The following is a 26,877-nucleotide window of genomic DNA, read 5'->3' on the forward strand; positions in this document are numbered from 1 at the left end:
CGGAACCCTATGAATTTTGCGCTGATTCTTTTTGTGCTCGTCATTTTGACGGGCGTCGCATGGGTCGCAGACAAACTGGTTTTCATGCCGCAACGGCGCCGTGCGGCGGAGGCTGTGGTCGCCGAGTTTGACCGCCAGCAGGCACGCGTCGGCGAACGTTTCGCCGACGAAAACGCGGCGCAAACACGCGCCCGTCTGCGCGACGACAAACTGCGTCAACCGTGGTGGCTCGAGTATTCGGCGAGCTTCTTCCCGGTGATTCTGGTGGTGTTCGTGGTGCGCTCGTTCGTGGTCGAACCCTTCAAGATTCCGTCGGGCTCGATGGTGCCGACGCTGCTGGTGGGCGACTTCATCCTCGTCAATAAATTCGACTACGGTCTGCGTCTGCCGATCACCAACACGAAGGTCACTGAAGGCCGCCCGCTCGAGCGTGGCGACGTGGTGGTGTTCCGCTACCCGAAAGACGAGTCCGTCGACTACATCAAGCGCGTGATCGGCCTGCCGGGCGACACGGTCGCTTATCAGGACAAGCAACTGACGATCAACGGCAAGCCCGTGCCGGAAACGCCGCGGCCTGACTATCTCGACGAAGAACGCCTCGGCTACGCCAAGCAATTCGAAGAAGATATCGACGGCCGCAAGAACGCGATTCTGAACAACCCGGCCGTGCCGCCGTTCATTGTCGGCGCAGAAGATTATCCGTATCGCGATAACTGCACGTACAACGCACGCGGCGTGATCTGCAAAGTGCCGCCTGGCAATTACTTCATGATGGGCGACAACCGCGATAACAGCGCGGATAGCCGCTACTGGGGTTTTGCGCCGGACAAGAATATTGTGGGTCGCGCGTTTTTTATCTGGATGAACTTCAGCGATCTGAAACGCATCGGCCCATTCCACTGAGCACGCATGCCTTGATTGCACGACACGCCGCGCAGGTGGCCCACACTTAGGGCACATCGGTCGCGGCGTGTTAGCACGCTACTTTAAGAATCTGCGGTAACGTCGCTTCACCACGCTTTTTCCGCTGGCCGTCCCGCGTTTTCGCCGGGGCAGGCGCCCGCGTTATACTCTGCCCATGCCCCTATCTCCGTTGGAAAGCCGTCTGCGCTACGAATTTCGCAATGCGGAATTGTTGCGCCAGGCTTTAACGCACCGCAGTCATAGTTCCACGCATAACGAACGGCTCGAGTTTCTCGGCGACTCCGTCCTGAATTGCGCGGTGGCTGCGCTTTTGTTCCAACGTTTCGGCAAACTGGACGAAGGCGACCTGTCGCGCGTCCGCGCCAATCTGGTCAAGCAGCAATCGCTTTACGAAATTGCTCAGGCCCTCAATATTTCCGAAGGCCTGCGCCTTGGTGAAGGCGAATTGCGCAGCGGTGGCTTCCGCCGCCCGTCGATCCTTGCGGACACGCTGGAAGCCGTGCTGGGCGCGGTGTTTCTCGACGGTGGCTTCGATGCCGCGCAAACGGTCATCAAGCGTCTTTACGTGCCGATTCTCGATCACATCGACCCACGGACGCTCGGCAAAGACGCCAAGACGCTGCTGCAGGAATATCTGCAGGGTCACAAGATCGCGTTGCCTACGTACACGGTTGTTGCAACGCATGGTGCGGCGCACAATCAACAATTTGAAGTCGAATGCACGGTGCCCAAGCTGGACGTCAAAGTGTCCGGTTCTGGCGCGAGCCGTCGTGCCGCCGAGCAGGCTGCGGCCAAGAAGGCGCTTGACGAGGTGATGGCCGCGGCACCTGCCGTGGTTGCCAAGCCTAAGCGTTCGAAAAAAGGCGCTCGTGCTGCGAAGAACGCCGAACAGGAGATCGTGCCCGGTGTGACCGGCGTACAGGCTGCCCTCGATTTGCGCAGCCCGGATCGGAAGAACGAGCGTGGGGCTGGGCGAGGCGAGGCCCGTACTGCGCCGGTGGCTGAGCCCGCTGCTGTGACCTCTGCGCCGCTGGCCGTGATTCGAGCCGCACACGTGGAATACAGCGGACAGGACAAGTCGGAGCGCACGGATAGGTCGGAAAGAGCGGACCGGGCAGCGGCCCACGTGAGTGACAGACCTGCTGACAAAGCAGCGGTGGATAAGTCAGTCGACAAGCCAGCCGACAAGCCAGCCGACAAGCTGGACGCCAAATCCGCTGAAGCCAGATCCGAGGGCGCAAAGCCTGCAGAAGCAAAACCCGCTGACGCCAAACCGGAAGCCGCCGTCCGCATTGCCGACAAACACCGCAGCCGGGACACCACACCCGGCGCAGCCGTGCCCACGCCCGCCGTGCCGGCACCCATCGAACACGAACCCGGCGTAGCCGACGCGGCGCAAACCCGCGTCGCCGATGCGGGCCATTGAATGCCATCGGCACGCCAATCCGCGCGCGTCGATCTGAACTTGCCGTAGCCCGAATATGAACGCTCCCACTCCCACTGGTTTTCGCTGCGGCATGGTCGCGATCGTCGGCCGCCCGAACGTCGGCAAGTCCACGCTGATGAACGCGCTGGTCGGCCAGAAGGTCAGTATCACGTCGCGCAAGGCGCAGACTACCCGCCATCGCATCACCGGCATTCATACGTTTGAAGACGCGCAGTACATCTTCGTCGACACGCCGGGTTTCCAGACCAAACACAGCGGCGCGCTGAACCGCTCGCTCAATCGCGCGGTCACGTCCACGCTGAGTTCGGTCGACGCGATCCTGTTCGTGATCGAAGCCGGCCGCTTTGGCCCGGACGACCAGAAGGTGCTCGACCTGATTCCGCCGTCGGTGCCCACGCTGCTGATCGCAAACAAGCTCGATCGCGTGACGGATAAGGACTCGCTGTATCCGTTCATGCAGCAGGTGAGCGCCCTGCGTCAGTTCAACGAGATCGTGCCGCTGTCGGCGAAGAATCCGGACGACATCAAACGTTTGCTGGCGACGATCAAGCCGTTCCTGCCGGAAGGCGCGCCGATCTACGGCGAAGACGACCTGACCGATCGTAGCGAGCGCTTTCTTGCCGCCGAAATCCTGCGCGAAAAAGTGTTCCGCTGGACCGGCGACGAACTGCCGTACACGAGCACCGTGCTGATCGACAAGTTCGAAACCGAAGGGCGTCTGCGGCGCATTTTCGCGACCATCCTGGTGGAGCGCGATACGCAGAAAGCGATGATCATCGGCCAGAAGGGCGCCAAGCTGAAGCAGATCAGCACCGAAGCGCGCCTCGACATGGAAAAGCTGTTCGACGGCCCCGTGTATCTGGAAACCTTTATCAAGGTGAAGAGCGGCTGGGCTGACAACGAAGCCGGACTCCGTGCGTATGGGTACGAATGACGCGTGGATGACGCTGAATCCCGACGCTGACCCGGACGACGCGGCGCCGGCAGTGCCGGCGCGCGAGCCGTCCAAACCCGCGCGCAGTGCCAAAAAAATTTCCTCGGGTGCCAGAAACACTCAGGGTGCTCAAAGCGCTACCCAGGGCGCCGAAGGCGAGCCGCGCAAAGCGCCCGCACGCCGTGCACCGCGCAGTTCCGCTTCCGATTACCGGGTCGCCGAGCAACCCGCTTTCGTCCTGCATAGCTATCCGTACCGTGAGACCAGTCTGATCATCGACGTGTTGTCGCGCGATCACGGCCGGCTCGCCCTCGTCGCGAAGGGCGCGAAGCGTCCGCACTCCGCGTTGCGCGGCGTGCTGCAGACCTTCCAGCCGCTCGCGTTGTCCTGGTCCGGCAAATCCGAAGTGCGCACGCTGACCGGCGCCGAATGGGTCGGTGGCATGTTGCCTTTAGCGGGCGACGCGTTGCTCTGCGGTTTCTACGTCAACGAATTGCTGGTCAAATTCTGCGCACGTGAAGACCCGCATCCACAACTGTTCCATCACTACGTCGTCACGATGACGCGCCTCGCGCATGACGAACCGCCCGTGCAGGTGCTGCGTTCGTTCGAACGTGTGCTGCTGCGGGAAACCGGTTATGCAATGGCGCTCGATCGCACGGTCTCGCGCAAAGCCGTGCAGGCCGACGGCCGCTATGTATTCGACCCGGAGCGCGGCGTGCGCGAAGCATCCGACGATCTGCCCGCGCAATGGCCGGTAATCGCCGGACAGACCTTGCTCGATATGGAAAAGGACGATTACCATCGAGCGCAGACGGTAGCGCAAAGCAAAACGCTGATGCGCTTTCTGCTCAACACTTACCTTGGCGGCACGCCGCTCGCGACGCGCCAGATACTGATCGACTTGCAGAACTTATGAGCTTCTTTCTTACGTCGCCGAATGTGATTGACCTGGGCGTGAACATCGATCACGTCGCAACGCTGCGCAACGCGCGCGGCACCTCTTATCCGGATCCGATCCGCGCCGCGTTGATGGCCGAAGAGGCGGGTGCCGATGTGATCACGCTGCATCTGCGTGAAGATCGTCGCCATATCGTCGATGCCGACGTGCGCAAGCTGCGTCCGCTGTTGAAAACCCGCATGAATCTGGAGTGCGCGGTCACGCAGGAGATGCTCGACATCGCGTGCGAGGTGCAGCCGCACGACGTATGCCTTGTGCCGGAAAAGCGTCAGGAATTGACGACTGAAGGCGGCCTCGACGTTGCCGGTCAGTTCGAAGCCGTGCGCGCCGCATGCAAGCAACTCGCCGCTGCGAACTCGCGGGTGTCGCTCTTCATCGATCCGGACGAAACGCAAATCCGTGCCGCGCACGAAGCAGGGGCGCCGGTGATCGAATTGCACACCGGCCGTTATGCCGAAGCGCACGATCCTGCCGAGCAACAGCGCGAGTATGAGCGCGTGGTGCGTGCGGTCGAGTTCGGCGCCACGCTCGGCATCAAGGTCAACGCGGGTCACGGCCTGCATTACACCAACGTTCAGCAGATCGCCGCGATCGAAGGTATCGTCGAGTTGAATATCGGCCACGCGATCGTCGCGCATGCGATCTTCGCGGGCTGGGACAACGCCGTGCGCGAGATGAAGGCGATCATGGTCGCCGCGCGTCTCGGCGCAAGCGCGTAACGCCGCGGCGCCGCCCATGACGATCTACGGCATCGGTACGGACATCGTTCAGGTCAGCCGCGTGGCCGCCGTGATGACGCGCACCAACGGCCGCTTTGCGGAGAAAGTGCTCGGTCCGGACGAACTGCGCGTTTATCACGCTCGCCATGCGCGCTCAGCGGCCCGTGGACTCGCATTTCTCGCCACGCGATTCTCGGCCAAGGAAGCATTTTCGAAAGCGATCGGCCTCGGCATGCGCTGGCCGATGACGTGGCGTGCGCTGCAAACGCTCAACAAGCCGAGCGGCGAACCGATGGTGGTGGCATCGGGCGAACTGGCTGAATGGCTCGACGCGCGCGGCATCACGGCGCGTGTAACGATCAGCGACGAACGCGATTACGCCGTGTCCTTCGTGATTGCTGAAACAGGAGCGGTGGTGCAACAGCCCACCGCCCCGCGCGCGCCCGCTAGCGACGAATAAAAAATCTTGAACGCGGCGCACGTCGGCCGTGTCTTTCTTTGCTCTCAGGCTTTTTTCTAGCGAAAACCGATGAAAACCACTCCCGGACCGGTCATGCTCGACGTGGTCGGCACCACGCTGAATCACGACGACAAACGCCGCCTTGCGCATCCGATGACCGGCGGCGTAATCCTGTTCGCGCGCCATTACGAAAGCCGCGCGCAACTGATCGCGCTCACCGATTCGATTCGCGCGATCCGCGACGATTTGCTGATTGCGGTCGACCACGAAGGCGGCCGCGTGCAGCGCTTTCGCACCGACGGCTTTACCGTGCTGCCGGCGATGGGCAAGCTCGGTGCATTGTGGGACAGCGACGTGCTGCACGCCACCAAAGTGACCACCGCGGTTGGTTATATCCTTGCGGCTGAATTGCGCGCGTGCGGCATCGATATGAGTTTCACGCCGGTGCTCGATCTGAATTACGGCCAGTCGCAGGTGATCGGCGATCGCTCGTTTCATCGCGATCCGCGCGTCGTGGCCTTGCTGGCGAAGAGCCTGAATCACGGCCTTGCGTTGGCCGGCATGAGCAATTGCGGCAAGCATTTTCCGGGGCACGGCTTTGCGCATGCGGACTCGCACGTTGCCATGCCGGTCGATGACCGTTCGCTCGAAGCAATTCTGCGCGAGGACGTGGCGCCGTACGACTGGCTCGGCGTGTCGCTCGGCGCCGTGCTGCCCGCCCATGTGGTTTATCCGCAAGTCGACTCGAAGCCGGCGGGTTTCTCGCGTGTCTGGCTGCAGGACATCTTGCGCAAAAAATTGCGCTTTGAGGGCGCTGTATTCAGCGACGATCTCTCGATGGAAGCCGCGCGCCAGGGCGGCACGCTGACGGAAGGCGCGAGCGCGGCGCTGGAGGCCGGCTGCGACATGGTGCTGATCTGCAATCAGCCGGACGAGGCGGAAAAGGTGCTGGATGCGCTGCGCTTCAGGCCGTCGAAGGAGTCGCAGCAGCGGCTTAAGCGCATGCGCCCGCGCGGCAAGGCGCTCAAGTGGAGCAAGCTGGTTGCCGAGCCGCAATATCTGCAAGCGCAGGCCTTGTTGCGCAGCGCGTTCGCATAAATCCACGTGCGCAACCGGTAACCAGCGGACCAGCGTCTCGAGCGTCTGCATCGAGCAAAAAAACGGCGCCTTTTTTAAGGCGCCGTTTTTTATTCAAACCTGGCTAGCCACGCAGCCAGCCCGGCCTCGTCAGTTCAACCGCATCCGTTGCAGCTTGTTATACAGCGTCTTCGGACTGATCCCCAGCAGCGATGCAGCGCGATGGCGCGTCCCGCCGACTGCGTCGAGCGTCGCGCGGATCAGCATTTCCTCGACGTCCGCGAGAGGGGTGCCGACGGTGACCTGCACACGGCTGCCGTTCAGATCGCGTCCGTTTGCCGAGCCCGCTTCATCGGCGCGCAGCGATTCCAGCACGTCACCCGAGGCTTGATACGCCCGGCGCACGCGATCCTGTAACTCGCGCACATTGCCCGGCCACTCGTACGAAAGACACTCGCGCAGGAAATTCGGTCCGACCTGCTTGGCCACCTCCGGCGTACCACGCGAGGTTGCTTCGTGATTCAGTTCATCGACCACGGCTTGCGCGATCAGCGCCGGATCGTCGCCGCGCTCGCGCAACGGCGGCAGCGTGATAGCCGCCGCTTCGAGACGCAGCGCGAGGTCCTGATGCAAGCTGCCGTCGGCAACCGCCGCGCGCGGGTTTTTGCGTGTCGATGCGATCAGCCTGAAATCGGTCACCACCTGATTCGTGCCCCCGACGCGCATGAAGGTCTGCGAATCCAGTGCGCGCAGCAGCGCTTCCTGCTGGGCACGCGGCAGCTCGGCGATTTCTTCGATGAACAGCGTGCCGCCGCTGGCTTGCTCGAATAGCCCCGGTTCGCGCTGGTCGGCGCCGCTGAACGCACCGCGCTCGTGGCCGAACAGCAGACTGTCGAGCGAGCGGTGCGCCGCGAGGCTGCCTGCGCTCCGGCAATCGAATGTGACAAACGGCCCTTTGCGGCGCCGGCTCATGTCGTGCAGCGTGCGCGCGGCAATCTGCTTGCCCGTGCCGGTTTCGCCGGAAATCAGCACGGCGGCTTCGGTCGGCGCGATATGCTCGATCGTGTCGTACACATGCTGGACCGCGCCGCTGCGGCCCAATAATGAGCCGAAACGGCCGAGTTGACGCAGCGACGCACGCAGGGTCTGGACTTCCTCGGTCAGCTCGTATGGACGCGGAATCCGGGCGAGCAGACTGCGCAGACGCGGGATATTGACCGGCTTGAGCAGGTAATCCCAGATGCCATGCCGCAAACCCTCGATCGCACTTTCGACTGTTGCGTTGCCGGTCATCACGATCACGGGCAAGGCGCCACCGGGCGGGTGCGCGGGCAGGTGCTGCAGCACATCGAGCCCGCTGCCGTCCGGCAGATTCAGGTCGACCAGCACGACATCGGGAATAAAGCGTGTCAGCGCGGCCCGGGCCTCGGCGATGGTGGTCGCGGTGTCGACGGAGAAGCCGTCGGCGGCGAGGATGGCGGACAGGCCAGACAGGCTATTGGGATCGTCTTCAACAATCAGGGCATGTGGCATGGCGAGCGCTATTTTTAGATGGACGGAATACCCGGGACGCCGCGCCGGTACTCTGGCGCGCGAACTGGGCGCGATGGCTGGCCGGTAATGTTGTCGGTCGAACGCCGCACCGCGCGAGCAATGTCTGCCACCGCGGCGCAACCGCTGCGGGCCGACTTGCATGGGCGTCGCGCAGATCGTGGGACACGATGTGCACGCAGAGTTGGGGCGATTCGACTCATTTAGTTTTCTGGGTCCTTTGCTTTTCAGTGGATGTCCGCCCTGATGCGATCTGGCGAGTGGGCGGGCACCGGTATTTCCTTCATTCGACAGGTCAGAAATCCCGCTCACCGTCGAAGAAGCGTCCTATCTCAAACTTCACCTTTCTTCAGCGATGTCGTGATTCATGTCGCATCTCAAGAGTTGGGGAAATAAAGCCTTAGTGACCTAAGTCGGAGAGAAGCATGGATTATGCCAAAGCCAATTACTTAAGTTTATCAATGGTTTGTTTGACGCAGAGACGGAAGGTAAACGGAGCGGACAGGCATTTTTTAGAAGATTGCCGGTAAAGTTTTCCTCCACCATACACGGCGGCACAAAAAAGAAAAAGCGCCCAGTGCGGGCGCTTTTTTTGCCATTTTTTTCACTGCGCCGGACTTGGCTCCCGCGCAGGCTGCAGGCGCTTAGGCGCGGCTGCGGTACTCGTGCGTACGCGTGTCGATTTCGATCTTGTCGCCGATGTTGCAGAAAAGCGGCACTTGCAGTTCGAAACCGGTGGTCAGCTTGGCATTCTTCAACACCTTGCCCGACGACGTGTCGCCCTTGACTGCCGGTTCCGTGTAGATGATTTCACGGACCAGCGTGGTCGGCAGTTCGACCGAGATGGCTTTCTCGTTGTAGAACACGACTTCGCAAGCCATGCCGTCTTCGAGGTAGTGAAGGGCGTCGCCCATCATTTCGCCTTCGACTTCGAACTGGTTGTAGTCGGCGTCCATGAACACGTACATCGGGTCGGCGAAGTACGAATACGTGACTTCCTTGCGTTCCAGCACCACGACGTCGAACTTGTCGTCTGCCTTGTACACGCTTTCCATGCCTGCGCCGGTCAGCAGGTTCTTGAACTTCATCTTGACGACGGCGGAGTTGCGGCCCGATTTGTTGTATTCGGCCTTTTGCACGACCATCGCGTCTGCGCCGATCATGACTACGTTGCCGGTGCGGAGTTCCTGTGCGGTCTTCATAAAACTGTCCTGTACGAAATAAGTAGCTTCAACTGTTGCTCAACGGCATACGGCGCAAGCGGATTGGCCTGCAGGGTTTGCCTCGCGAATTAGTCAGGCCAGCTAGCCTGGCGAATCTGCCAGACCAATTCGCGAGACGAATTCGAATTTACCAGACGAATTTGCCAACAAAATCGCTGCGATCGGGTCGCGCTTGTGTCGTCGGCCGTTGGATAACCGCTTATTTTAACTGAGTTTTTGCGAACAAGGCCAGATTTCCGGCGAGGTCGCCTATCAGGGTCAGTTCGCCGGCCCATTCGGCTGCGCGCCGCTTCAACACCGCGCGGTGACGCTGGAATTCCGCCCAGTCAGGCTTGCCGGCGCCGTTCCATGCGTGCCAGAAACGCGCAAGGGCGTTCCGGGCATCGCCGGGCAGGCTGCGCGCATAGTGGGCGAGCGCGGCGTCGAGCTTGGGCAGATGGGCATCGTCGGCTTGCGGGTAGATGTGCCAGACAAAGGGTTTAGCGGCCCATTGGGCGCGCACGAACGAATCTTCGCCGCGCACGAAATTGACGTCGCTCGCCCACAGCAACGGGTCGTAGCCGGCTTGCGCGGTAAATGCGAGCGCGTGGGCACTGAGGCTGCCGCGCTCGGCGTGCGAACCCGCGGTGAACGACGGCAGGCCAAAAAAGCGCGCGACCGCGCCCGAAATGCGGCCTTCCGGCACCAGCAGAACAACCGCTTCGGCGCCGTCGCGCCATTGTTCGAGCAGGCTGTCGGCGGCGGGGTTTTCGTAGGCGAACAGTGAAATGACGGTGGCGGTGGCCGGGGGCGGCGCGCGGCCGGTGGTTTCCAGCCACCACGCCTCGCGCGCCGGTTGCGACGCCTCGAAGGCCATGCGCGCCGCGTCGAGATGTCGTTCTTTCAGCACGCCGCCCGTGCCGGGGCCGAGTCCGGGGAAAAAGAAGGTCTTGGTCAGCGGGTAGCGCGGGTGCGGCGACGGCCGCAGATGGAAATCCGCAACCCAGTCTTCGGCGCTCAGATATTCGAGGTTCAACCAGACCGGCGCGCGCTCACGCCGCGCCATCGCGGCGACATAGATCGGCGGCAACTCGCAGGCGAATGCCTCGATCACGACGTCAGCCACCTCGAGCGTATCGCCCGCATGGGCCGGTTCGCGCCAGTGTTCGATGACGATGCCGCCGATCGCCTGACGCGCGCGATCCAGTGCCAGCGACGGGCACAGTTTCTGGAACGCGTGCAGGTCGTCGACGAATACGCGCACCAGCCAGCCGTGCTCGCTTGCCAGCTGGCGAGCGAGGCGCCAGCACACGCCGATGTCACCGAAATTGTCGATCACCGCGCAAAAGATATCGCAAGCGATCACCGTGGGCGCGGCAGCGGGTTGGGCGGACGGCGGTGTAGCGGAGGACATGGTGGCGTGGGTTTCAGAGTGACACGGGTGGCGTGGAGAGGGCGCAAGGTCTTGCGGGCGGGCGGGCCAGGCGGGTCATGCAATCAGTTCAGCCGCCGGCTCGGCACCGCACCATCGCACCGTTCGATGCAGCAAGGTTCGAACACGCGCGGAATGCTCTAAACTGGCGATTCTAAAGCACTCATCCGCGGTTTCGCGTCTAAACGACCGCTTGGCGCGCAACACGCGGGCAGAGGCTTCGCAACACTGTCCCAGCCAATCGATTCTGCATGACCGAACCCGAAGCAACTGACGTTTTCGAGCCGAAGAAAGTGCTCGCCCAATTGCCGCATCTGCCTGGCGTCTATCGCTATTACGACACGCAGGGCGCGGTGCTTTATGTGGGCAAGGCGCGCGACCTCAAGAAACGCGTCTCGAGCTACTTCACGAAGACGCAACTGTCCCCGCGTATCGCGATGATGGTGACGCGCATTGCGCGCATCGAGACGACCGTCACGCGCTCCGAGGCTGAGGCGTTGCTGCTCGAAAACAATCTGATCAAGGCGCTGGCGCCGCGTTACAACATCCTGTTTCGCGACGACAAGTCCTATCCCTATCTCAAACTGACCGGCCACAAGTTTCCGCGCATGGCGTATTACCGCGGCTCGGTGGATCGCAAGAATCAGTACTTCGGACCGTTCCCGAGTGCGTGGGCGGTGCGCGAGAGCATCCAGATCCTGCAGCGTGTGTTCCAGTTGCGCACGTGTGAAGATTCCGTGTTCAACAATCGCACACGGCCCTGCCTGCTGCATCAGATCGGCCGCTGCACGGCGCCTTGCGTCGGGGCCATCAGCGAAGAGGATTACGCGCGCGACGTTGCCAATGCGTCGCGCTTTCTGCTCGGCCGGCAAGGCGAGGTGATGAACGAACTCGAGCAGAAAATGCATGCGTTCGCGAGCGAGCTGAAGTTCGAGCAGGCCGCGGCGGTGCGCAATCAGATGAGTTCGCTGTCGACGGTGCTGCATCAGCAGGCGATTGAAGTGGGTGGCGACAGCGATGTGGATATTCTCGCGGTCGTGGCGCTCGGCGGGCGCGTGTGCGTGAATCTGGCGATGGTGCGCGGCGGGCGGCATCTGGGTGACAAGGCGTATTTCCCGGCGCATGTGGAAAGCGCCCTGACGATCGGCGAGGGTGGACTTGAAGAGGGCGGCGACGATGAGTTGCTAGCCGATGTCGCGGCTGGTGAAGGCTTGGTGCTGAACGAGGGCGACAACGGCGCAAACGCAGCGTCCGATGCAGGTGACGCGCTCGCGATTGCTGAGGAGATGCCGTCCGAAGAAGCCGATGACGAGGAAGACGAAGACGCTGCGCTCGACGTAGAGACGGATGACGCGGGCGAGTCCGGGTCTGAATCCGGAGCTCCAGCGCCGCGCAAAGGCCGTGCAACTACCGGCGGCATCGAATCTGAAGTGCTGGAGGCGTTCATCGCGCAGCACTACATCGGCAACCGCGTGCCGCCGGTGCTCGTGGTCAGCCACGCGCCGGCCACGCGCGAACTGGTCGACGTGCTGATCGAGCAGGCCGGCCACAAGGTGACGGTATTGCGCCAGCCGCAAGGTCAACGGCGCGCGTGGCTCGCGATGGCCGAGCAGAACGCACGGCTCGCACTCGCGCGCCTGCTTTCGGAACAAGGCTCGCAGCAGGCCCGCACGCGCGCGCTTACCGACACGCTCGGCATGGAGTGCGACGATCTCGCGCATCTGCGTATCGAGTGCTTCGACATCAGCCACACGATGGGCGAGGCGACGCAGGCGTCGTGCGTGGTGTATCACCATCACAAGATGCAGTCGTCCGAGTACCGCCGCTACAACATCACTGGCATTACCCCGGGCGACGACTACGCGGCGATGCGCCAGGTGCTGATGCGCCGATACGAAAAGATGGTGGCGCAAGCGGCCGCGAACGCGGCGGATGAAGCCGCCGAATTGCAAACCGACGCGGCCGTGGACCCGTCGCTCGCGGCGGATGCCGCGGAACCGGCCGCGGCGGGCGGCATCCTGCCGACCATCGTGCTGATCGATGGCGGTAAGGGACAGGTCGAAATCGCGCGTCAGGTGTTCACCGAGCTGGGTCTCGATACCGGCATGCTGGTCGGCGTCGCGAAGGGCGAGGGGCGCAAGGTGGGGCTGGAAACCCTGATTTTCGCGGACGGCCGCGCTCCGCTCGAACTCGGCAAGGAAAGCGCGGCGCTCATGCTGGTCGCGCAAATCCGCGACGAGGCGCACCGTTTCGCCATCACCGGCATGCGTGCAAAGCGCGGCAAGACCCGTCAGACCTCGCGGCTCGAAGAACTCGAAGGGGTGGGCGCGAAGCGGCGTCAGCGGTTGTTGGCGCGTTTCGGTGGGCTGCGTGGGGTGGTTGCGGCAAGCGTCGAGGATCTGGCGAGCGTCGAAGGGATTTCGCAGGCGCTGGCCGAGCAGATCTACCGGCAACTGCACTAATTGCACTGCTCGCGGCACGCCAGGCGGCACGGAGGCGCGGCGGCGAGCGGTCGACGAATGACGCAAAAGCGGCCGGCAAGCAGATGCCAGGCGGCTGATAAGCGTTGCTCCGGCGTTGCGCGTGCCAAGCTCCGCGCGCCGCTTTGCTTGTGGCAGGCCTTGCGACACGGCACAATTGCATCTCCCTTGTCAGACGCTGCGCCTGCCCATGCCGTTTAATTTTCCGATTTTCCTGACTTGGCTGCGGATCGTTCTGATTCCGCTCGTCGTCGGTGTGTTTTATTTGCCTGACATGATGATGAGCCCGGCACACCGCAATCTGGCGGCCGCGACGATCTTCATTCTGGCAGCGCTCACCGACTGGTTCGACGGCTTTCTGGCCCGTAAATGGAATCAGACCTCGGCGTTCGGCGCGTTCCTCGATCCGGTCGCCGATAAGCTGATGGTGACGGCTGCGTTGCTGGTGCTCGTGCAACTCGCCCGGATCGATTCGGCAATCGCACTGGTGATCGTCGGGCGCGAGATCGCCATCTCGGCGCTGCGCGAGTGGATGGCGCAGATCGGTGCGTCGAAGAGCGTTGCGGTGAATTCGCTCGGCAAGTTCAAGACCGTGTGCCAGATGGTCGCGATTCCGATGCTGCTGTTCTACGGGCCGTTGCCGTTCGGCGGTGGTGTGTCCGTCGATACGCGAGTGTGGGGCTTGTGGCTGATCTATCTGGCTGCGTTCCTGACGATCTGGTCGATGCTCTACTACATGAAACTCGCATGGCCGCAGATCCGCGAGCGGGGCGGCGTGGCCTGATTGTGTCTGATCGAAGATCAAGCGAGACGCGAGAGACGCGACGCCTCTACAACTCACGCTTGTTCGAACGTCGCGCAAGCGTGAGTGAAATCTTTTCAGTTAAAGACATTCGCAAAAGGGGTTGACACGTTTCGGTCGTTTCTCCATAATCTCGTTTCTCCGATGCACGCAGTTCGAAACGTCAAAGGCAGCAACGGAGACAGTAAGCGTGTAGTTGCAGTAACAAGGCAGCAGTTAGTAGGGCAAAAGCAGCACAATGCGGGAGTAGCTCAGTTGGTAGAGCGCAACCTTGCCAAGGTTGAGGTCGCGAGTTCGAGCCTCGTCTCCCGCTCCAATTTTTGAAGCAACGCGTTGTTTGGCGAAGTAAAAGTGCAAGGCGTTGTGAAGTAGGGCAATGCGGGAGTAGCTCAGTTGGTAGAGCGCAACCTTGCCAAGGTTGAGGTCGCGAGTTCGAGCCTCGTCTCCCGCTCCAATCATAAGGGGAAGCAGTGCTTCCCTTTTTGTTTGATGGGCCGGTCCTTATGGTGGCTCACCAGACAAATCTGAGAATCTGCAGCTAGATTCCAGTCCGCTTGCGGCGCGATAGCAAAGCGGTTATGCAGCGGCCTGCAAAGCCGTTTAGGCCGGTTCGACTCCGGCTCGCGCCTCCAGTAGTTGATGTAAAGAAAAGCCCCGACTTGTCGGGGCTTTTCTTTTTTCAGTGTCGTGTTATCTCGCACTTGGTGGCCCTGCTCCCGGCCGATATGCAACTGTGTCCAGCAGTGTGCTTTGCTCTGCGCAACGCTATAGTTCGCAGACTCCCCCTCGCATCGACATCATGCGCATCCCGGATACCGAACGCCGCTCCTTCTATCTACGCCTGATCTACGCGCTGTGCCTGTGCGGCGCCACCTGGACGCATCTGCAAGTGGCCCTGGTTCACGGGCTCTGGTGGGACTACGGTGGCGCGGCACCGCTCACGCGAATCTACTGGACGTCGCTGCTCTTCATCGATCCGCTCACCGTGCTGCTCCTGCTATTAAGCCCGCGGGCGGGGCTGATCCTTTGCGTTGCCGTCATCGTGACGGACGTGGTGCACAATTCATGGTTCGCATTCCATCATCCAATCCGTATGGACCTGTATCTTTCGCAGATCGTCTTTCTGCTGTTTGTCATGTTCACGATACGGACTGCCTGGCGCGGAGCCGTGAGACGGTCTGTCGCGCTGCGCACAGTGGATTGAATTGCGCCCGTCCACTTGAGGTTGCATGTACCTACAACTCACCGGCACCAACGTCCGTCTGCTCGGCTCAATGCATCTGTTCCCTGCGACGAGTCGCAGAACGCCGCCATGGATTGCCGAAGCGTATGACTGGGCCGAATCGCTGGTCTTCGAATCGGATCCGCCGACGATTCTGCCGTTTCTGAAGGCTCCTCCGCAGGGTGGTGCCGATCAACTGCAGCCGTTGCTATCCGCCGATGCCTGGAATCAGCTACAAGCCGTGTGGCCTGCAGAAGGGCCGTTGGCGCCGCTCGTCGAGCTGCGTCCGTGGGCCACGCTGATCGTCGCGCCAACATTGTTCCAGCAGGTCGTCGAAGGTGTCGAGCCGCGCATGCTGCGCTCAGCGCTGGCGCAAGCCAAGCCGTATGAGTATCTCGAGACCGCAGAAGACGTGGCGGCATCGCTCGAGTCGATTCCGCTCGAAGCAGTGGGCGCCGCGCTCGGCATGCTGATGTCCGATCTCGGCGAACCGCAGCGCACGCTCGAGCGGATGCACACCGCCTGGTTACACGGCGATTTGCAGGCCGTGCACCAGATCGCCGTCGAGTCGCCGATGTTCAACCTGCCCGGCATCCGCAACGCCATTCTCGATGCACGCAATCGCGCGTGGGCGGCGCGAGTGAAGGAATTGGCCGGACGGCCAGAGCGGATCTTGGTCGTGGTGGGCGCGCTGCATCTGTGCGGGCCCGGTAACCTGATCGAATGTCTCGCACAGCCCGTCGAGCCGGTTTTCGTCGGCAGCTAGAGGGGTTTGCCAGCGACATAGCCTAAGAGCGCCACGCGCGGCATAATTCTCCTTTGCCGCCTTCCGTTAAGGGGCGCTTCCTTTGAAGATTTCCATGACTGAACCGCAGCACACCGCCGCCACGCGACTGGCGCAACTCGAATGGCGCTGGAAAGCGTTCGACGACCTCACGACCGCGGAAGTCTATGCGATGCTGGCCGCCCGCAGCGCCGTGTTCGTCGTCGAGCAGAACTGCGTATATGGCGACATCGACGGGCTCGATTCAGAGGCGTGGCATTTGCTCGCGTTTGGTCCCGGTAGCGCATCCAGCACCAAAAATGCGCCGCTCGCGGGCTATCTGCGCGTGTTGCTGCCGGACGCCGACGACACCGATATCCGCATCGGCCGTGTTCTGACCACCGCGGAATTCCGCGGCATTGGCCTGGGCAACGCGATGCTCGAACGCTCGCTCGCGCATATCCGGGCACAGTGGCCTGGTACACCGATTCGCTTGCATGCACAGGCTCATCTGCAAGGCTTCTACGGTGCATTCGGCTTTACGCCGGTGTCTGAGATTCACGACGAGGACGGCATCCCGCACGTGTGGATGCGCTCGGCCTAACTCAGTCAGATGGGGCAACGGGGATGGCAACCGGACCCGGCGCATGCGCCGACCGGCTGCAAGCGCCGCGGCTTCTTCAACAGATTCGGAATCTCAGCGGTGGCCGCTCGCAGGCGCTGTTGCAGCTTGCGCCAGGCCTTGCGCCGTCTTTACGCGCCGCTCGCCACGCAGACGCCCGCGTGCCGACAGCCGCATCCAGTGACGCAACGCCACCAGCGCGCCGATCACGCTCATCATCGAGCCGGGAATCCACAGCAATAATCCGCCGATCTGCTGATCGCGCATCGGGCTTAGCCACGTGAAGGCGCGCCCGCAAATCGAGTAGATCGGATAAAGCTCGCGCGGCGTAAAGAAGATAAACGCGCCGAGCATGATCTGCGGCGGAATCGCGGCGATCACAACCAGCACGCGCTTGCCGGGCGACAAACGCGCCGGCGGCGCGGGCCGCGGATCGAGCACGAGCCACCAGAACAGCAGACCGTCGATCACCATGCTCCAGTTCATCACGCGATAGAGCCGCCAGTCGAGCATCGCCACGAAATGGATCGGCGACATCAGCCAGAAGTAGATCAGCCCGACGAACAATGTGACCGCAACCACCGGATGCATCACCACGTCGAGCAGCTTGCGTACTACCGGAGTCTCCAGCGCGGGCTGCACGAAGCGCTGCCGCCATCTGAACGGAATGCCCGCGCGCAACGCGGCGCCCGGATACGACAGCGCGATAAAGAACGGGCCGAGGTGATGCAGCACCAGATGCTGCAAGCGATGCATGAAGAACTCATGCTCGAAGAAATAATCGAGCCGCGTATGCAGCGCGACATACAACGCGACCAGCCCGAACCAGAAGGAAATGCGCCGGCGAATCGACAGTTTCGCCTTGTGCGCGCCACGCACGAAAAGGATCGCCGGCACCAGCAAGGCGATCACGACAGTCGGCGAAAACTCCCAGGGGTCGAGCCAGTAGAGCAGATTCATCGCGGCGTGTTACTTGGTCTGGGCGGGTGACTTGACGGCGAACGGCGTATCGAGCGTTTCGCCGTCGGAGAACTTCAGCGTCAGATGCACGGTGTCGCCCGGCGCGATCTTGTGCTTCGCGTCTTCGAGCATCACGTGATAGCCGCCCGGCGCAATCGCCACCTGGCCGTGCGCGGGCACCGTCAGCTTGTCGACCATCACCATCTTCTGCGTCGAGCCGTTCGACACGGTTTGATGCAGCATCGCGTCGCCGTAGTCGTTGCTGGAAATATCGACGAGGTCGACCGGCTTATCGCTCGCGTTCACCAGCGTTGCATAGCCGGCGGCAGGGAGGTTGTTCGGCAGCCAGCGCACCCACGCGTCTTTGACGCTGATCGCGTTAGCACCAGCGGCAAACGCGGCGGACGTGAAACCGCATGAGAGGGCGAGGGTGCAGCTCAGTGCGGCGAACGTTTTGATCTTGATCGACATGAATGAACTCGGGAAAGGTCAGGAACGGTCATCAATGATACGGCGCAGGTCTTGTGCGATCGCATCGGGAGTATCGTGATCGGTGGCGAGCAGGCGCGCGTGGCCCTGTTGATCGAACACGTAGACGGCCGAGCTATGGGTGACTTCGTAGTTGCCGTTGGGGTCGCGCTTTTCCATCTGATAGGCGACCCGGTAACGTTTGGCGAGCGACTCGATCTGCCAGGCGGTGCCGGTCAGGCCTTCGGCGTGTTGCGAGTCGAAGGCGCCCACGTAGTCATGCAAGGCTTTGGGCGTGTCGCGTGCCGGATCGACGGTAATGAACAGGATGCGCACCTTTTGCGCGTCCGGGCCGAGTTTGCCGAGAACCTGCATCAGGCGGCCCATCGTCTCGGGGCAGACATCCGGACAATGCGTATAGCCAAAGTAGACCAGTGAGGTGCGGCCTTTGAGCGAATCACCGGTTACGGGGCGGCCGTCGTCGCCGGTCAGTGTGAAATCGAGATCCGGCAAGTGGCCGGTCACGTTGGTCAACTGGAACGGTTCGTCGGGATGCGTGCAGCCGCTCAGTGCACCGAGCGCGCCCACCATGACGGTTAGCGTGGCCAGGCGCCTAAGCCACGGCCGGCGGGGCGTTACGAGATTCGGCTGGCGGCGGGACGAGATAATGGGGAACAAAGCAGGGTTCAATTACTCGATTGAAGAGCGGCGCGTGACGCTGCCCGTGAATGGACGCAGCGTGGTTCGTGCAAAGCGCGCGGCCCGTCATAGTGTGCAAATATGGTCGTCACTGCAATGGTCTGCGTGGCTGCGACTGTATCGCAAAATCTCCGACGACGTCGCGCAGCGCCCGCAGGCGCGCGCTTTGCGAGGCAATTTGACGCAGGCGGATGAAAGCTGGTTGAAGCCGGATTGTTCTCTTTTTGAACGCAATCGTGAGCGGCATTGGCCGTATCGCCCGGCCGCGCTTAGGTCCCAGCTTACTTTCTCGAAAAATTGACGGATGCGCGGTAAGATGCGCACACTTTTCCGGCCGCAGAAGGCCGAAAGGCAAACTTAACCGATGCAAGCACTTCCGGCTGTCCTGTCTCCAGGTGAGACTGCATTTTTCTTCGACTTCGACGGCACGCTTGTCGAACTCGCGCCCACGCCGGACGGCGTGCTGGTGCAACCGCGCGTGATCGGCTTGCTGACCGAATTGCGCAATCTCACGAATGGCGCCGTCGCGATCGTGTCGGGCCGCGGCATTGACAGCATCGACAGTTTTCTCGGCATGCCCGATCTGCCGATTGCCGGTTTGCATGGCGCCGAGCGGCGCGACGCGAACGGCGACACGCAGCGCATTGGTTTTCACGACGAACGGCTCCTGCGCATGGAGCAGGTGCTCGCGCAAGTCGTCAACGAGCACCCCGGCATGCTGCTCGAGATCAAAGGCGCGGCGCTGGCGCTGCATTACCGTAACGCACCCGACCGCGAGCCGGTGGCACGCGAGGCGACTGAGCGGCTGGTGGCCGATTATCCCGGCTCGTATGTGTTGCAGCCGGGCAAGATGGTCTACGAAATCAAGCCGAAGGATGTCGACAAGGGCCGCGCAATGCGCGCGTTCCTGGATGAACCGCCGTTCGTCGGCCGCACCCCCGTGTTTGCCGGAGACGACCTGACCGACGAGAAAGGCTTTGCCGTCGTCAACGAGCGCGGTGGGCTATCGATCAAGGTGGGCGCGGGCGACACGATGGCGCATACACGCGCCGGGTCGGTCACGGCGCTGCTCGACTGGCTGGAATCGATTGTCGCGGCCGCGCGCGGAGCGTGATGGTGACACCGTATCGCCCAACGACTATGACTTACTGCATCGGGAATCGCGCTTCATGAGCCGACTGATCATCGTATCGAACCGGGTCGCACCGATCTCGGAGGGTGGCCCGGCGGCGGGCGGCCTCGCAGTCGGCGTCTACGACGCATTGAAGGAAACCGGCGGCATGTGGTTTGGCTGGAGCGGCGACGTGCTCAGCTCCGGCCAGCCGCAGATCAAGGTGGAAGAGCGCGGGCCGGTGACCTTCGCGACCATCGCGTTGATGCGCCGCGACTACGACCAGTACTACCGCGGCTTCTCGAACGCCACGCTGTGGCCGGCGTTCCACTATCGCGCCGATCTGCTGCAATACGATCGGCACGACTTCGGCGGTTATTGCCGCGTCAATGCGTGGCTCGCGCAGCAGCTCGTGCCGCTATTGCGTGAAGACGACGTGATCTGGGTCCACGACTATCACCTGATTCCATTCGCCCAGGCGTTGCGTGCGGCCGGCGTGAAAAATCGGATCGGTTTCTTTCTGCATATCCCGTTTCCGGCCTCGCAGGTGTTGCTGGCGGTGCCGCCTCATCGCGAGCTGGTTGAAGCGCTCTGTTCGTTCGATCTGCTCGGTTTCCAGACCGCGCCTGATTTGCGGGCGTTCTGCGACTACATCGTCAACGAGGCGAACGGCACGGTCGACGTGTCGGCCAGCGGTCCGCTGACTGTCCATGCGTTTGGCCGGACTCTGCGTGCGGCGGCTTACCCGATCGGCGTCTATCCGGACGAAATCGCCGAGCTGGCGAAAGCGGGTGAGCGGGGCAAGCCGGTGCGCACGATGAAGGCCACGCTGCATTCCCGCAAGCTGATCATGAGCGTGGACCGGCTGGATTATTCGAAGGGCTTGGTCGAGCGTTTCCGTGCGTTCGAGCGTCTGCTCGAACATTCCACGGCACAACGCAACAAGGTGTCGTTCCTGCAAATTGCACCGCCCACGCGTGCCGACATGCACGCGTATCAGGACATTCGTCTGCAGCTCGAAGGGGAGTCAGGGCGCATCAATGGCCGCTTTGCCGAACTCGACTGGACGCCGATCCTGTACATTCATAAGCAGTACGAGCGCTCGGTGCTGGCCGCGCTGTTTCGTACGGCGCATGTCGGCTACGTCACGCCGCTGCGCGACGGCATGAATCTCGTTGCGAAGGAATATGTGTCGGCGCAGGACCCGGAGAATCCCGGCGTGCTCGTGCTGTCACGTTTTGCCGGCGCGGCGCAGGAGCTGGGCGGCGCGTTGATCGTGAATCCGGTCGATATCGACGGCATGGCCGAAGCGCTCGCGAGCGCGCTGGCGATGCCGCTTGCGGAGCGCCAGGCGCGTCATCGCGACATGATGGCGCAGCTGCGCGAGAACAACGTGTCGGTGTGGCGCGATAACTTCATGCGCGATCTTCAGAGGGCGCAGGGTGCGAAGAGCCCGCGAACCGTGAAGGTGCGGGCCGGGTCGGGTAAGCGGGCTGTGCGTGAGATCAGCGTCGGATAGGTGGCGATCAGTCCGGATCAGGCCGGATGTCCATTCGCAGGGAGAAACAAAAAAGCCGCTTTCGAGCGGCTTTTTTGCTGGTTACCGGCCTGGTGAAGGAGCGGGCCGTGCGTTGTTCAGACCACGTGCTGCTCGTCCACCTTCTTGCCGCCGACATGCAGTGTCGCGCCCTTGCCGTACTGCTTCGAGAGCAGATCGCGATACAGGCCAGGTCGCAGGCGCAACTCTTCCGGACTGCCGTCGTCGATTACCTTGCCCTGGCTCATCACGATGATCCGGTCGAAGTTGTTCAGCGTCGACAGCCGGTGCGCGATCGCGATCACCGTGCGGCCCACCATCAGCCGGTCGAGCGCCTTCTGGATCGCTTCTTCCGACGCACTATCGAGCGCCGAGGTGGCTTCGTCGAGCAGAAGGATCGGCGCGTTCTTCAGAATCGCGCGCGCAATCGCGATGCGCTGGCGTTGTCCGCCAGACAGTTTGACGCCGCGGTCGCCGACGATCGTGTCGAATCCCTCCGGCATGGCGTCGATGAAATCGCTGCAACGGGCTTCACGCGCGGCGGCGATCACTTCATCCCGGCTCGCTTCAGGGCGGCCGTAAGCGATGTTTTCGTACACCGTGCGGTGGAACAGCGAGATATCCTGCGGTACCAGCGCGATTGCATGGCGCAGGCTGTCCTGGGTGATGGTGGCGATGTCCTGGCCGTCGATCTTGATGGCGCCGCCCTGCGTCTCGTAGAAGCGTTGTAGCAGCGCCAGCACGGTGGATTTGCCCGCGCCCGACTTGCCGATCAGGCCAACTCGCTGGCCCGGCTCGATATGCAGGTCGAAGTGATCGAGAATCGGCCGGCGGCGCGGGTAGGCAAACGTCACGCTTTCGAAATCGACCCGGCCGCCTTGCGGCACGAGTTCGGTAGCGCCGTCGCGGTCCGGCATGCCGTGTGGCTCGAGCAGGGTGCGAACAGCCTCCGCGAGCCGCGCGACGTGCTGGGTGACGTCGACCAGCGCCACGGCCAGGTCGCGCGTGCCGTGCAGGATCGTGAAACCGAGCGAGCTGACCAGCACGATGTCGCCGGAGGTTGCCTTGCCTTGATCCCACAGCCACAGCGCCCAGCCCAGCAAACCTGCAGATAGCAGGGCGGTGATCACCGCATGCAGCAGGCGCAACTTTTCCAGATAAAGCAGGCTCTGCTGGCGGGCTTCCATTTCCGCCTTGACGGTCGCACCGAAACGCTGCTGCTCGCGAAACGTCATGCCGAAGGCGCGCACCAGGCCCATGTTGCTGATTACGTCGACCAACTCACCGTCCACTGACGCTGCTTTGGTGGCGAAATGATGATGCCGCGCCGAGCCACGCCCGGCCAGCTTGTAAAGCACGACCGACAGGATGGCCGAGCACAGCATCAGGCCGCCCGCCATCAGCGGATTCACCGCGATGATCATGACGATCGCGCCGAGCACCGCGATACACGGGGGCAACACGTTCCAGGCGGTGGTGTTTTCGGCGGTGTAGACCGCGTTCGACGTTGCCGTGATGCGGCTCGCCAGCATACCGGGCTGCTTTTCCGAGTAGTAAGTCGGCGAGTGGCCGCTCAGGTACTGGAACAGGTCGCGCCGCAAGTCGCCGGTCACGGCCACGAAGGTGTGCGCGGCAACCCAGCCACCGACCCGCCACAGCAGGTTGTCGGCGGCAATCAGGCCGACTAGGATGGCAAACGCGCCCCACAGCGGACCGGGGTGATGGCGGCCTTCGCCGAGCACGTCGATCAGATGCTTGATTGCGTATTGCGAAGCGAGCGCACAGCCCACGGCCGCAAACACGCTGCACAGGACGATCGCGTGCGCGAGCGGATGGCGGCGAATAAAGCGGAAAAGAAACGCAAGCGGCCTATGCGCATAGCTCGCGAGCTTTGCGTTCTGGGCATTACGCTGGGCGATGGTTAAGTGTTCCAATTGATTGTGAGGTCGGTGTGTTTCAGGTTGTTCATGCAAGGCACGGGCCACAGCCAAAGCGTTCGCCGCGAAGCCGATGCTTCGCATTGTAAACATGCAAAAGCGATTGCGCCCTGTGTATCCGGGCGATGGCGCGACTGATTTCGCGATAGACGACCGCGACCTATTATTGCTCGACCCGCCAATGGAGCGGCGGTTCACACAGGCTGCGGAAAATTTCGAGATATAATTACAAATTGCATTCAACTGCGGTGCGGCATTTCTTCAATGTCTACCGGCAAAGTTGACATAGGCGCTTAGCGCCGCCACCGTCGGGTCAGCGTCGCAAGCCAGTTGCTACTGTAGAACTGTCTTATAAAACAAGGGTTTGTAAAGTGTTTCGCCTTTGTAACAACGTAAAGACTTTGAAATGTTGTGGTGCAGCGAGGCGGCCGGCACCGATAATGCATGCTCTGTTGGCCCACCGAAATTTCTGACAGTTTGTCAACGTAGGTGCCCTGTATGCGTTGTTTACCGGCACATGCGCAGACAGCGAACTGTTGATCTGGGCTCATTACCCAAGCGATCCATCGCAGGATTTCTCGAAAGAATCAGGCCCGCGCCGGCATATCCGGCCAGACTGCCCTGGCGAGCAAGCGAGTCGCTTTTACCAAACGCAGCACTTTTGCCTGATTTTTTACGAGGAGTTCTTCATTATGCGAATCGCTCAAATCGCTCCCTTGCACGAGGCGGTTCCTCCCAAGCTTTACGGCGGTACGGAACGCGTAGTGTCCTACCTGACCGAAGCGCTGGTTGAACAGGGCCATGACGTCACGCTTTTCGCAAGCGGCGATTCGCAAACCTCGGCGAAACTCGAAGCTTTCTGGCCGCAGGCGCTGCGCCTCGACCCGACCATCCGCGACGTAATGGCGCCGCACATGCTGCTGCTCGAAGAAGTGCGCCGCCGTGCGGACGAATTCGACGTGCTGCATTTTCACATCGATTACTACCCGTTCTCGCTGTTCGCCCGCCAGCCGGTGCCGTTCCTGACCACGCTGCATGGCCGTCTCGACCTGCCGGAACTGCAGCCGATTTTCAACACGTTCAGCGACGTGCCGGTGGTGTCGATTTCGGACAACCAGCGCATCCCGCTGCAACAGGCGAACTGGCTGCAAACCGTTTATCACGGTCTGCCGGAAAACGTGCTCACGCCGATCAAGGACGTCGAGCCCGGCTACCTCGCATTCCTTGGCCGCGTCTCGCCGGAGAAGGGTCTCGACCGTGCGATCCGAATCGCCGGCCAGGCAGGCATGAAGCTCAAGGTCGCCGCCAAGATCGACAAGGCCGACCGTGCCTATTACGAAGAAGTGATCAAGCCGCTGATGGCGCTCCCGCACGTCGAATACATCGGCGAAATCGGCGAAGCCGAAAAGCGTGAGTTCCTCGGCAACGCGCATGCACTGGTGTTCCCGATCGACTGGCCGGAGCCCTTCGGTCTGGTGATGATCGAAGCAATGGCTTGCGGCACGCCGGTGATCGCGTTCAATCGTGGTTCGGTGCCGGAAGTGATCGAAAACGGCGTGTCGGGTTTCGTCGTCGAAGACGAAATCAGCGCGGTCGCCGCATTGAAGCGTCTGCACACGCTGCCGCGCGCCAAGGTGCGTGCCGCATTCGAAGCGCGCTTCTCGTCGAAAGTGATGGCGCAGAACTACGTCGCCGCGTACGAAGAGTTGCTGCGTCAGAAGCATCGCACGGTGCTGCGCGAAGTCAACGCCAGCTAACGCGCGGTAATTGTAGTAAACGCAGTCAGGCCGGCTTGCCGGAGAGGTTTCAGCCAGGTGCCCCCGGCTAGGCGCCCCCGGCGATTTACCGGTCCGGCTTTGGCCCCGCAACGCCCCACGTGCACCTTGCCCGCGGGGCGTTGTTGCATATGCGCCGCGTTTTTGCCCGTGTGCGCTAGAAAGTGCGGGTTTGAGACCGGCAAGAATGAGCCAGTCTCCGTAATATCCCTATAATGGCCGTGCCGCAAATTTGGCTGCGGCGCCGCCGACGACAGGAGGATGCCTTGGCGAGAACGAAAGAGACGCGTGCGAACGCGGCGCCCGGCGCCGGAATGATTTTCGCGCTGCGCGCCATCGGTCTCGTGCTCCTTGCTCGCTGGCTGTTTTCGATGGCGCAGATGGACCTGGGTGCGTCGCTGTCGGCAATGGTGTCCTCGCCCTGGGCGTGCATCAACCTCGTCTTCCTGTTCCTGCTGATCTTCCTGCCGGGCGCGCGCGCCGTGGCCGAGCGTCCGCTCCATCCGCTGCCGCAATGGCTGCGGCAGGCGCTGCGTGTGTTTGCTTTCCTTGGATTCCTGTTTGCGGCCTGGTCGGTCGGCGCGTTTGCCACGAGCGCGGGTTGGCGTCGTGCGGTGCAGGCGGTGGCGGCCACCAATGGCTGGCTGGTAGCAGCGCCGGCGTTGTACGCGGCGGTGATGTGGATTTGCCGGCCACGTGCGCTATGGCGAACCAATATCGCCGCGCGTCGCTTTGCGATAGGCCGCTATGCGGTCGCGCTCGATCCGGCTACGCGCACGGTGGTCGTTTGGGCCGAGCGTCGCAAGGTGGGTCAGTACGACGCGCGTGAATTATCCGTGCGATGGGCGGCGGCGCCCGGCGCGAGCACACCGCCGACACCCACTCCTGTCGTGGCGTTTGGTGTCGCCGGTGAACCGTCCGGCCCCGTGGCGCAGGCCGGCGCGCCTGCGCTGGCCCGCGGTACCTTCGGCCGGCGTCCAAAAATCGAATTGCTGTGGGATTCGCCGGCTGCGGCGGGCCACAATCGGCAAACCGTGTTCCGCACCGCGTTGACGACCGAGGGCGACCGGGTCGCCGCGCGTGCGCTCGACACCTCGTTGCGGCAAGTCTGAATCTGTCGCTTTGTACCGTAGGCCACGCCCCACGGTCGAAGCAGGCGTCGTAAAGTACGGGGTAGCTGACAATAAGACGTGTCACCCGCATGCAGCCCGGCGTTTCAGAGGTGGGTGAGACATACATCGATCGTATTGCGTCGTTTCCAGGAGTCGCCATGCTGGTTCGCTGGTTGCTTGCCGCCATTCATCTGCTCGCTTATGGTTTTGCCCTCGCGTCGATTCTCCGGCGCACCTGGTCATTGCGACGAGCCAGCGTGCCCGCTGCTTTGCGCTCCGTATTTCGCTCCGATGCCCGGTGGGGTCTTTCTGCATTGGTGTTGGTCGTCACCGGTCTGATGCGCGCCTTCGGTGGTTTTGAAAAGGGCGCCGACTATTACCTTCATGAGCCGCTCTTTCACGTCAAGATGACGCTGCTCGTGCTGATCCTGATTCTCGAAGTCCCGACGATGCTCGGCTTGATACGGTGGCGTGCCGCGATCAGAAACGGCACCCCGCCCGATTTAAAGAAAGCGCGTACGTATGCGCGTTTCAGCGTGATCCAGACCGTGCTGCTCGTGTTGATGGTGTTCGCGGCTAGCGGCATGGCGCGCGGTATCGGGCTGCCCACAGGCGTGGTTTAGTCGCGCGTTGAGGTGTTTGTGAAGGCGTGCGTCACGCCAGCGGAAAACGCCGGTAACAA

24 protein-coding genes and 3 tRNA genes are annotated in these 26,877 nt (G+C 62.2%); 20 read left to right on the plus strand and 7 right to left on the minus strand.

The window, feature by feature from the left end; translation table 11 throughout:
- Positions 1-9: 9 nt before the first annotated feature.
- The 7 genes from lepB to nagZ all read left to right on the plus strand — a co-directional run bounded on the left by lepB (position 10) and on the right by nagZ (position 6,543).
- Positions 10-903, plus strand: a complete 894-nt coding sequence (gene lepB / locus GH665_RS04825; protein ID WP_153134882.1) for a signal peptidase I — start codon at positions 10-12, stop codon at positions 901-903.
- Between the two features lie 175 nt (positions 904-1,078).
- Complete coding sequence (gene rnc / locus GH665_RS04830) at positions 1,079-2,350, plus strand: ribonuclease III (protein ID WP_153134883.1); 1,272 nt, start codon at positions 1,079-1,081, stop codon at positions 2,348-2,350.
- Positions 2,351-2,405: 55 nt separating this feature from the next.
- The gene (gene era, locus GH665_RS04835; protein WP_153134884.1) at positions 2,406-3,305 is read left to right on the plus strand and encodes a GTPase Era; all 900 of its coding nucleotides are present in this window, start codon (positions 2,406-2,408) and stop codon (positions 3,303-3,305) included.
- Positions 3,292-4,224 carry a DNA repair protein RecO gene (gene recO / locus GH665_RS04840; RefSeq protein WP_153134885.1) on the plus strand — a complete coding sequence of 311 codons (933 nt, stop codon included), beginning with the start codon at positions 3,292-3,294 and terminating at the stop codon, positions 4,222-4,224. The genes era and recO overlap by 14 nt, the downstream gene beginning before the upstream one ends.
- Positions 4,221-4,985, plus strand: a complete 765-nt coding sequence (gene pdxJ / locus GH665_RS04845; protein ID WP_153134886.1) for a pyridoxine 5'-phosphate synthase — start codon at positions 4,221-4,223, stop codon at positions 4,983-4,985. The genes recO and pdxJ overlap by 4 nt, the downstream gene beginning before the upstream one ends.
- A gap of 16 nt (positions 4,986-5,001) precedes the next feature.
- Entirely contained in the window at positions 5,002-5,445 is a 444-nt protein-coding gene (gene acpS, locus GH665_RS04850; protein ID WP_153134887.1) for a holo-ACP synthase, read from the plus strand.
- A gap of 69 nt (positions 5,446-5,514) precedes the next feature.
- Complete coding sequence (gene nagZ, locus GH665_RS04855) at positions 5,515-6,543, plus strand: beta-N-acetylhexosaminidase (RefSeq protein ID WP_153134888.1); 1,029 nt, start codon at positions 5,515-5,517, stop codon at positions 6,541-6,543.
- Between the two features lie 129 nt (positions 6,544-6,672).
- Here nagZ and GH665_RS04860 read toward each other — a convergent pair whose 3' ends face one another.
- The 3 genes from GH665_RS04860 to earP form a co-directional block, all read right to left on the minus strand.
- Positions 6,673-8,055 (minus strand): sigma-54-dependent transcriptional regulator, encoded by a 1,383-nt coding sequence (locus GH665_RS04860; protein WP_153134889.1) that lies wholly within the window; start codon positions 8,053-8,055, stop codon positions 6,673-6,675.
- 662 nt (positions 8,056-8,717) lie between these two features.
- Entirely contained in the window at positions 8,718-9,275 is a 558-nt protein-coding gene (gene efp, locus GH665_RS04865; protein ID WP_074764902.1) for an elongation factor P, read from the minus strand.
- 220 nt (positions 9,276-9,495) lie between these two features.
- Positions 9,496-10,689 (minus strand): elongation factor P maturation arginine rhamnosyltransferase EarP, encoded by a 1,194-nt coding sequence (gene earP / locus GH665_RS04870; protein WP_153134890.1) that lies wholly within the window; start codon positions 10,687-10,689, stop codon positions 9,496-9,498.
- 269 nt (positions 10,690-10,958) lie between these two features.
- Between earP and uvrC the strand changes: the two genes are divergently transcribed.
- From uvrC to GH665_RS04910, 8 genes are all read left to right on the plus strand, one after another.
- Positions 10,959-13,169, plus strand: coding sequence for an excinuclease ABC subunit UvrC (uvrC, locus tag GH665_RS04875; RefSeq protein ID WP_153134891.1), 2,211 nt, complete (start codon positions 10,959-10,961; stop codon positions 13,167-13,169).
- A gap of 208 nt (positions 13,170-13,377) precedes the next feature.
- A complete protein-coding gene (gene pgsA, locus GH665_RS04880; protein WP_028199185.1) occupies positions 13,378-13,971 on the plus strand; it encodes a CDP-diacylglycerol--glycerol-3-phosphate 3-phosphatidyltransferase in 594 nt (197 codons plus the stop codon).
- A gap of 258 nt (positions 13,972-14,229) precedes the next feature.
- Positions 14,230-14,305, plus strand: a tRNA-Gly gene (locus GH665_RS04885).
- A gap of 62 nt (positions 14,306-14,367) precedes the next feature.
- Positions 14,368-14,443 (plus strand) — tRNA-Gly (locus GH665_RS04890).
- 104 nt (positions 14,444-14,547) lie between these two features.
- Positions 14,548-14,621 (plus strand) — tRNA-Cys (locus GH665_RS04895).
- A gap of 167 nt (positions 14,622-14,788) precedes the next feature.
- Complete coding sequence (locus tag GH665_RS04900) at positions 14,789-15,193, plus strand: hypothetical protein (protein ID WP_153134892.1); 405 nt, start codon at positions 14,789-14,791, stop codon at positions 15,191-15,193.
- Between the two features lie 25 nt (positions 15,194-15,218).
- A complete protein-coding gene (locus GH665_RS04905) occupies positions 15,219-15,977 on the plus strand; it encodes a TraB/GumN family protein (protein WP_153134893.1) in 759 nt (252 codons plus the stop codon).
- 94 nt (positions 15,978-16,071) lie between these two features.
- Positions 16,072-16,578: a GNAT family N-acetyltransferase gene (locus GH665_RS04910; RefSeq protein WP_153134894.1), complete on the plus strand. Its 507-nt coding sequence runs from the start codon at positions 16,072-16,074 to the stop codon at positions 16,576-16,578.
- A 93-nt stretch (positions 16,579-16,671) separates the two neighbouring features.
- On the opposite strand, the gene GH665_RS04915 is transcribed toward GH665_RS04910, so the two are convergent.
- The 3 genes from GH665_RS04915 to GH665_RS04925 are packed head-to-tail and all read right to left on the minus strand — an operon-like array spanning position 16,672 to position 18,615.
- Entirely contained in the window at positions 16,672-17,556 is an 885-nt protein-coding gene (locus GH665_RS04915) for a cytochrome c oxidase assembly protein (protein ID WP_153134895.1), read from the minus strand.
- A gap of 9 nt (positions 17,557-17,565) precedes the next feature.
- Positions 17,566-18,027 carry a copper chaperone PCu(A)C gene (locus GH665_RS04920; RefSeq protein ID WP_153134896.1) on the minus strand — a complete coding sequence of 154 codons (462 nt, stop codon included), beginning with the start codon at positions 18,025-18,027 and terminating at the stop codon, positions 17,566-17,568.
- An 18-nt stretch (positions 18,028-18,045) separates the two neighbouring features.
- Positions 18,046-18,615 carry an SCO family protein gene (locus GH665_RS04925; protein WP_153134897.1) on the minus strand — a complete coding sequence of 190 codons (570 nt, stop codon included), beginning with the start codon at positions 18,613-18,615 and terminating at the stop codon, positions 18,046-18,048.
- A 472-nt stretch (positions 18,616-19,087) separates the two neighbouring features.
- Here GH665_RS04925 and otsB point away from each other — a divergent pair, with 472 nt between their 5' ends.
- On the plus strand, positions 19,088-19,837 hold the full coding sequence (gene otsB, locus GH665_RS04935) for a trehalose-phosphatase (protein ID WP_153134899.1): 750 nt from the start codon (positions 19,088-19,090) through the stop codon (positions 19,835-19,837).
- Positions 19,838-19,892: 55 nt separating this feature from the next.
- Complete coding sequence (otsA, locus tag GH665_RS04940; protein WP_153134900.1) at positions 19,893-21,353, plus strand: alpha,alpha-trehalose-phosphate synthase (UDP-forming); 1,461 nt, start codon at positions 19,893-19,895, stop codon at positions 21,351-21,353.
- Between the two features lie 116 nt (positions 21,354-21,469).
- Here otsA and GH665_RS04945 read toward each other — a convergent pair whose 3' ends face one another.
- A complete protein-coding gene (locus GH665_RS04945) occupies positions 21,470-23,305 on the minus strand; it encodes an ABC transporter ATP-binding protein (protein WP_153134901.1) in 1,836 nt (611 codons plus the stop codon).
- A 695-nt stretch (positions 23,306-24,000) separates the two neighbouring features.
- Here GH665_RS04945 and GH665_RS04950 point away from each other — a divergent pair.
- From GH665_RS04950 to GH665_RS04960, 3 genes are all read left to right on the plus strand, one after another.
- Complete coding sequence (locus GH665_RS04950; protein WP_153134902.1) at positions 24,001-25,065, plus strand: glycosyltransferase family 4 protein; 1,065 nt, start codon at positions 24,001-24,003, stop codon at positions 25,063-25,065.
- A 284-nt stretch (positions 25,066-25,349) separates the two neighbouring features.
- Positions 25,350-26,195 carry a hypothetical protein gene (locus GH665_RS04955; protein ID WP_153134903.1) on the plus strand — a complete coding sequence of 282 codons (846 nt, stop codon included), beginning with the start codon at positions 25,350-25,352 and terminating at the stop codon, positions 26,193-26,195.
- A gap of 158 nt (positions 26,196-26,353) precedes the next feature.
- Positions 26,354-26,818 (plus strand): DUF2214 family protein, encoded by a 465-nt coding sequence (locus GH665_RS04960; RefSeq protein WP_153134904.1) that lies wholly within the window; start codon positions 26,354-26,356, stop codon positions 26,816-26,818.
- Positions 26,819-26,877 lie beyond the last annotated feature (59 nt).

This window comes from Paraburkholderia agricolaris, from assembly GCF_009455635.1.
Classification (GTDB): Bacteria; Pseudomonadota; Gammaproteobacteria; order Burkholderiales; family Burkholderiaceae; genus Paraburkholderia; species Paraburkholderia agricolaris.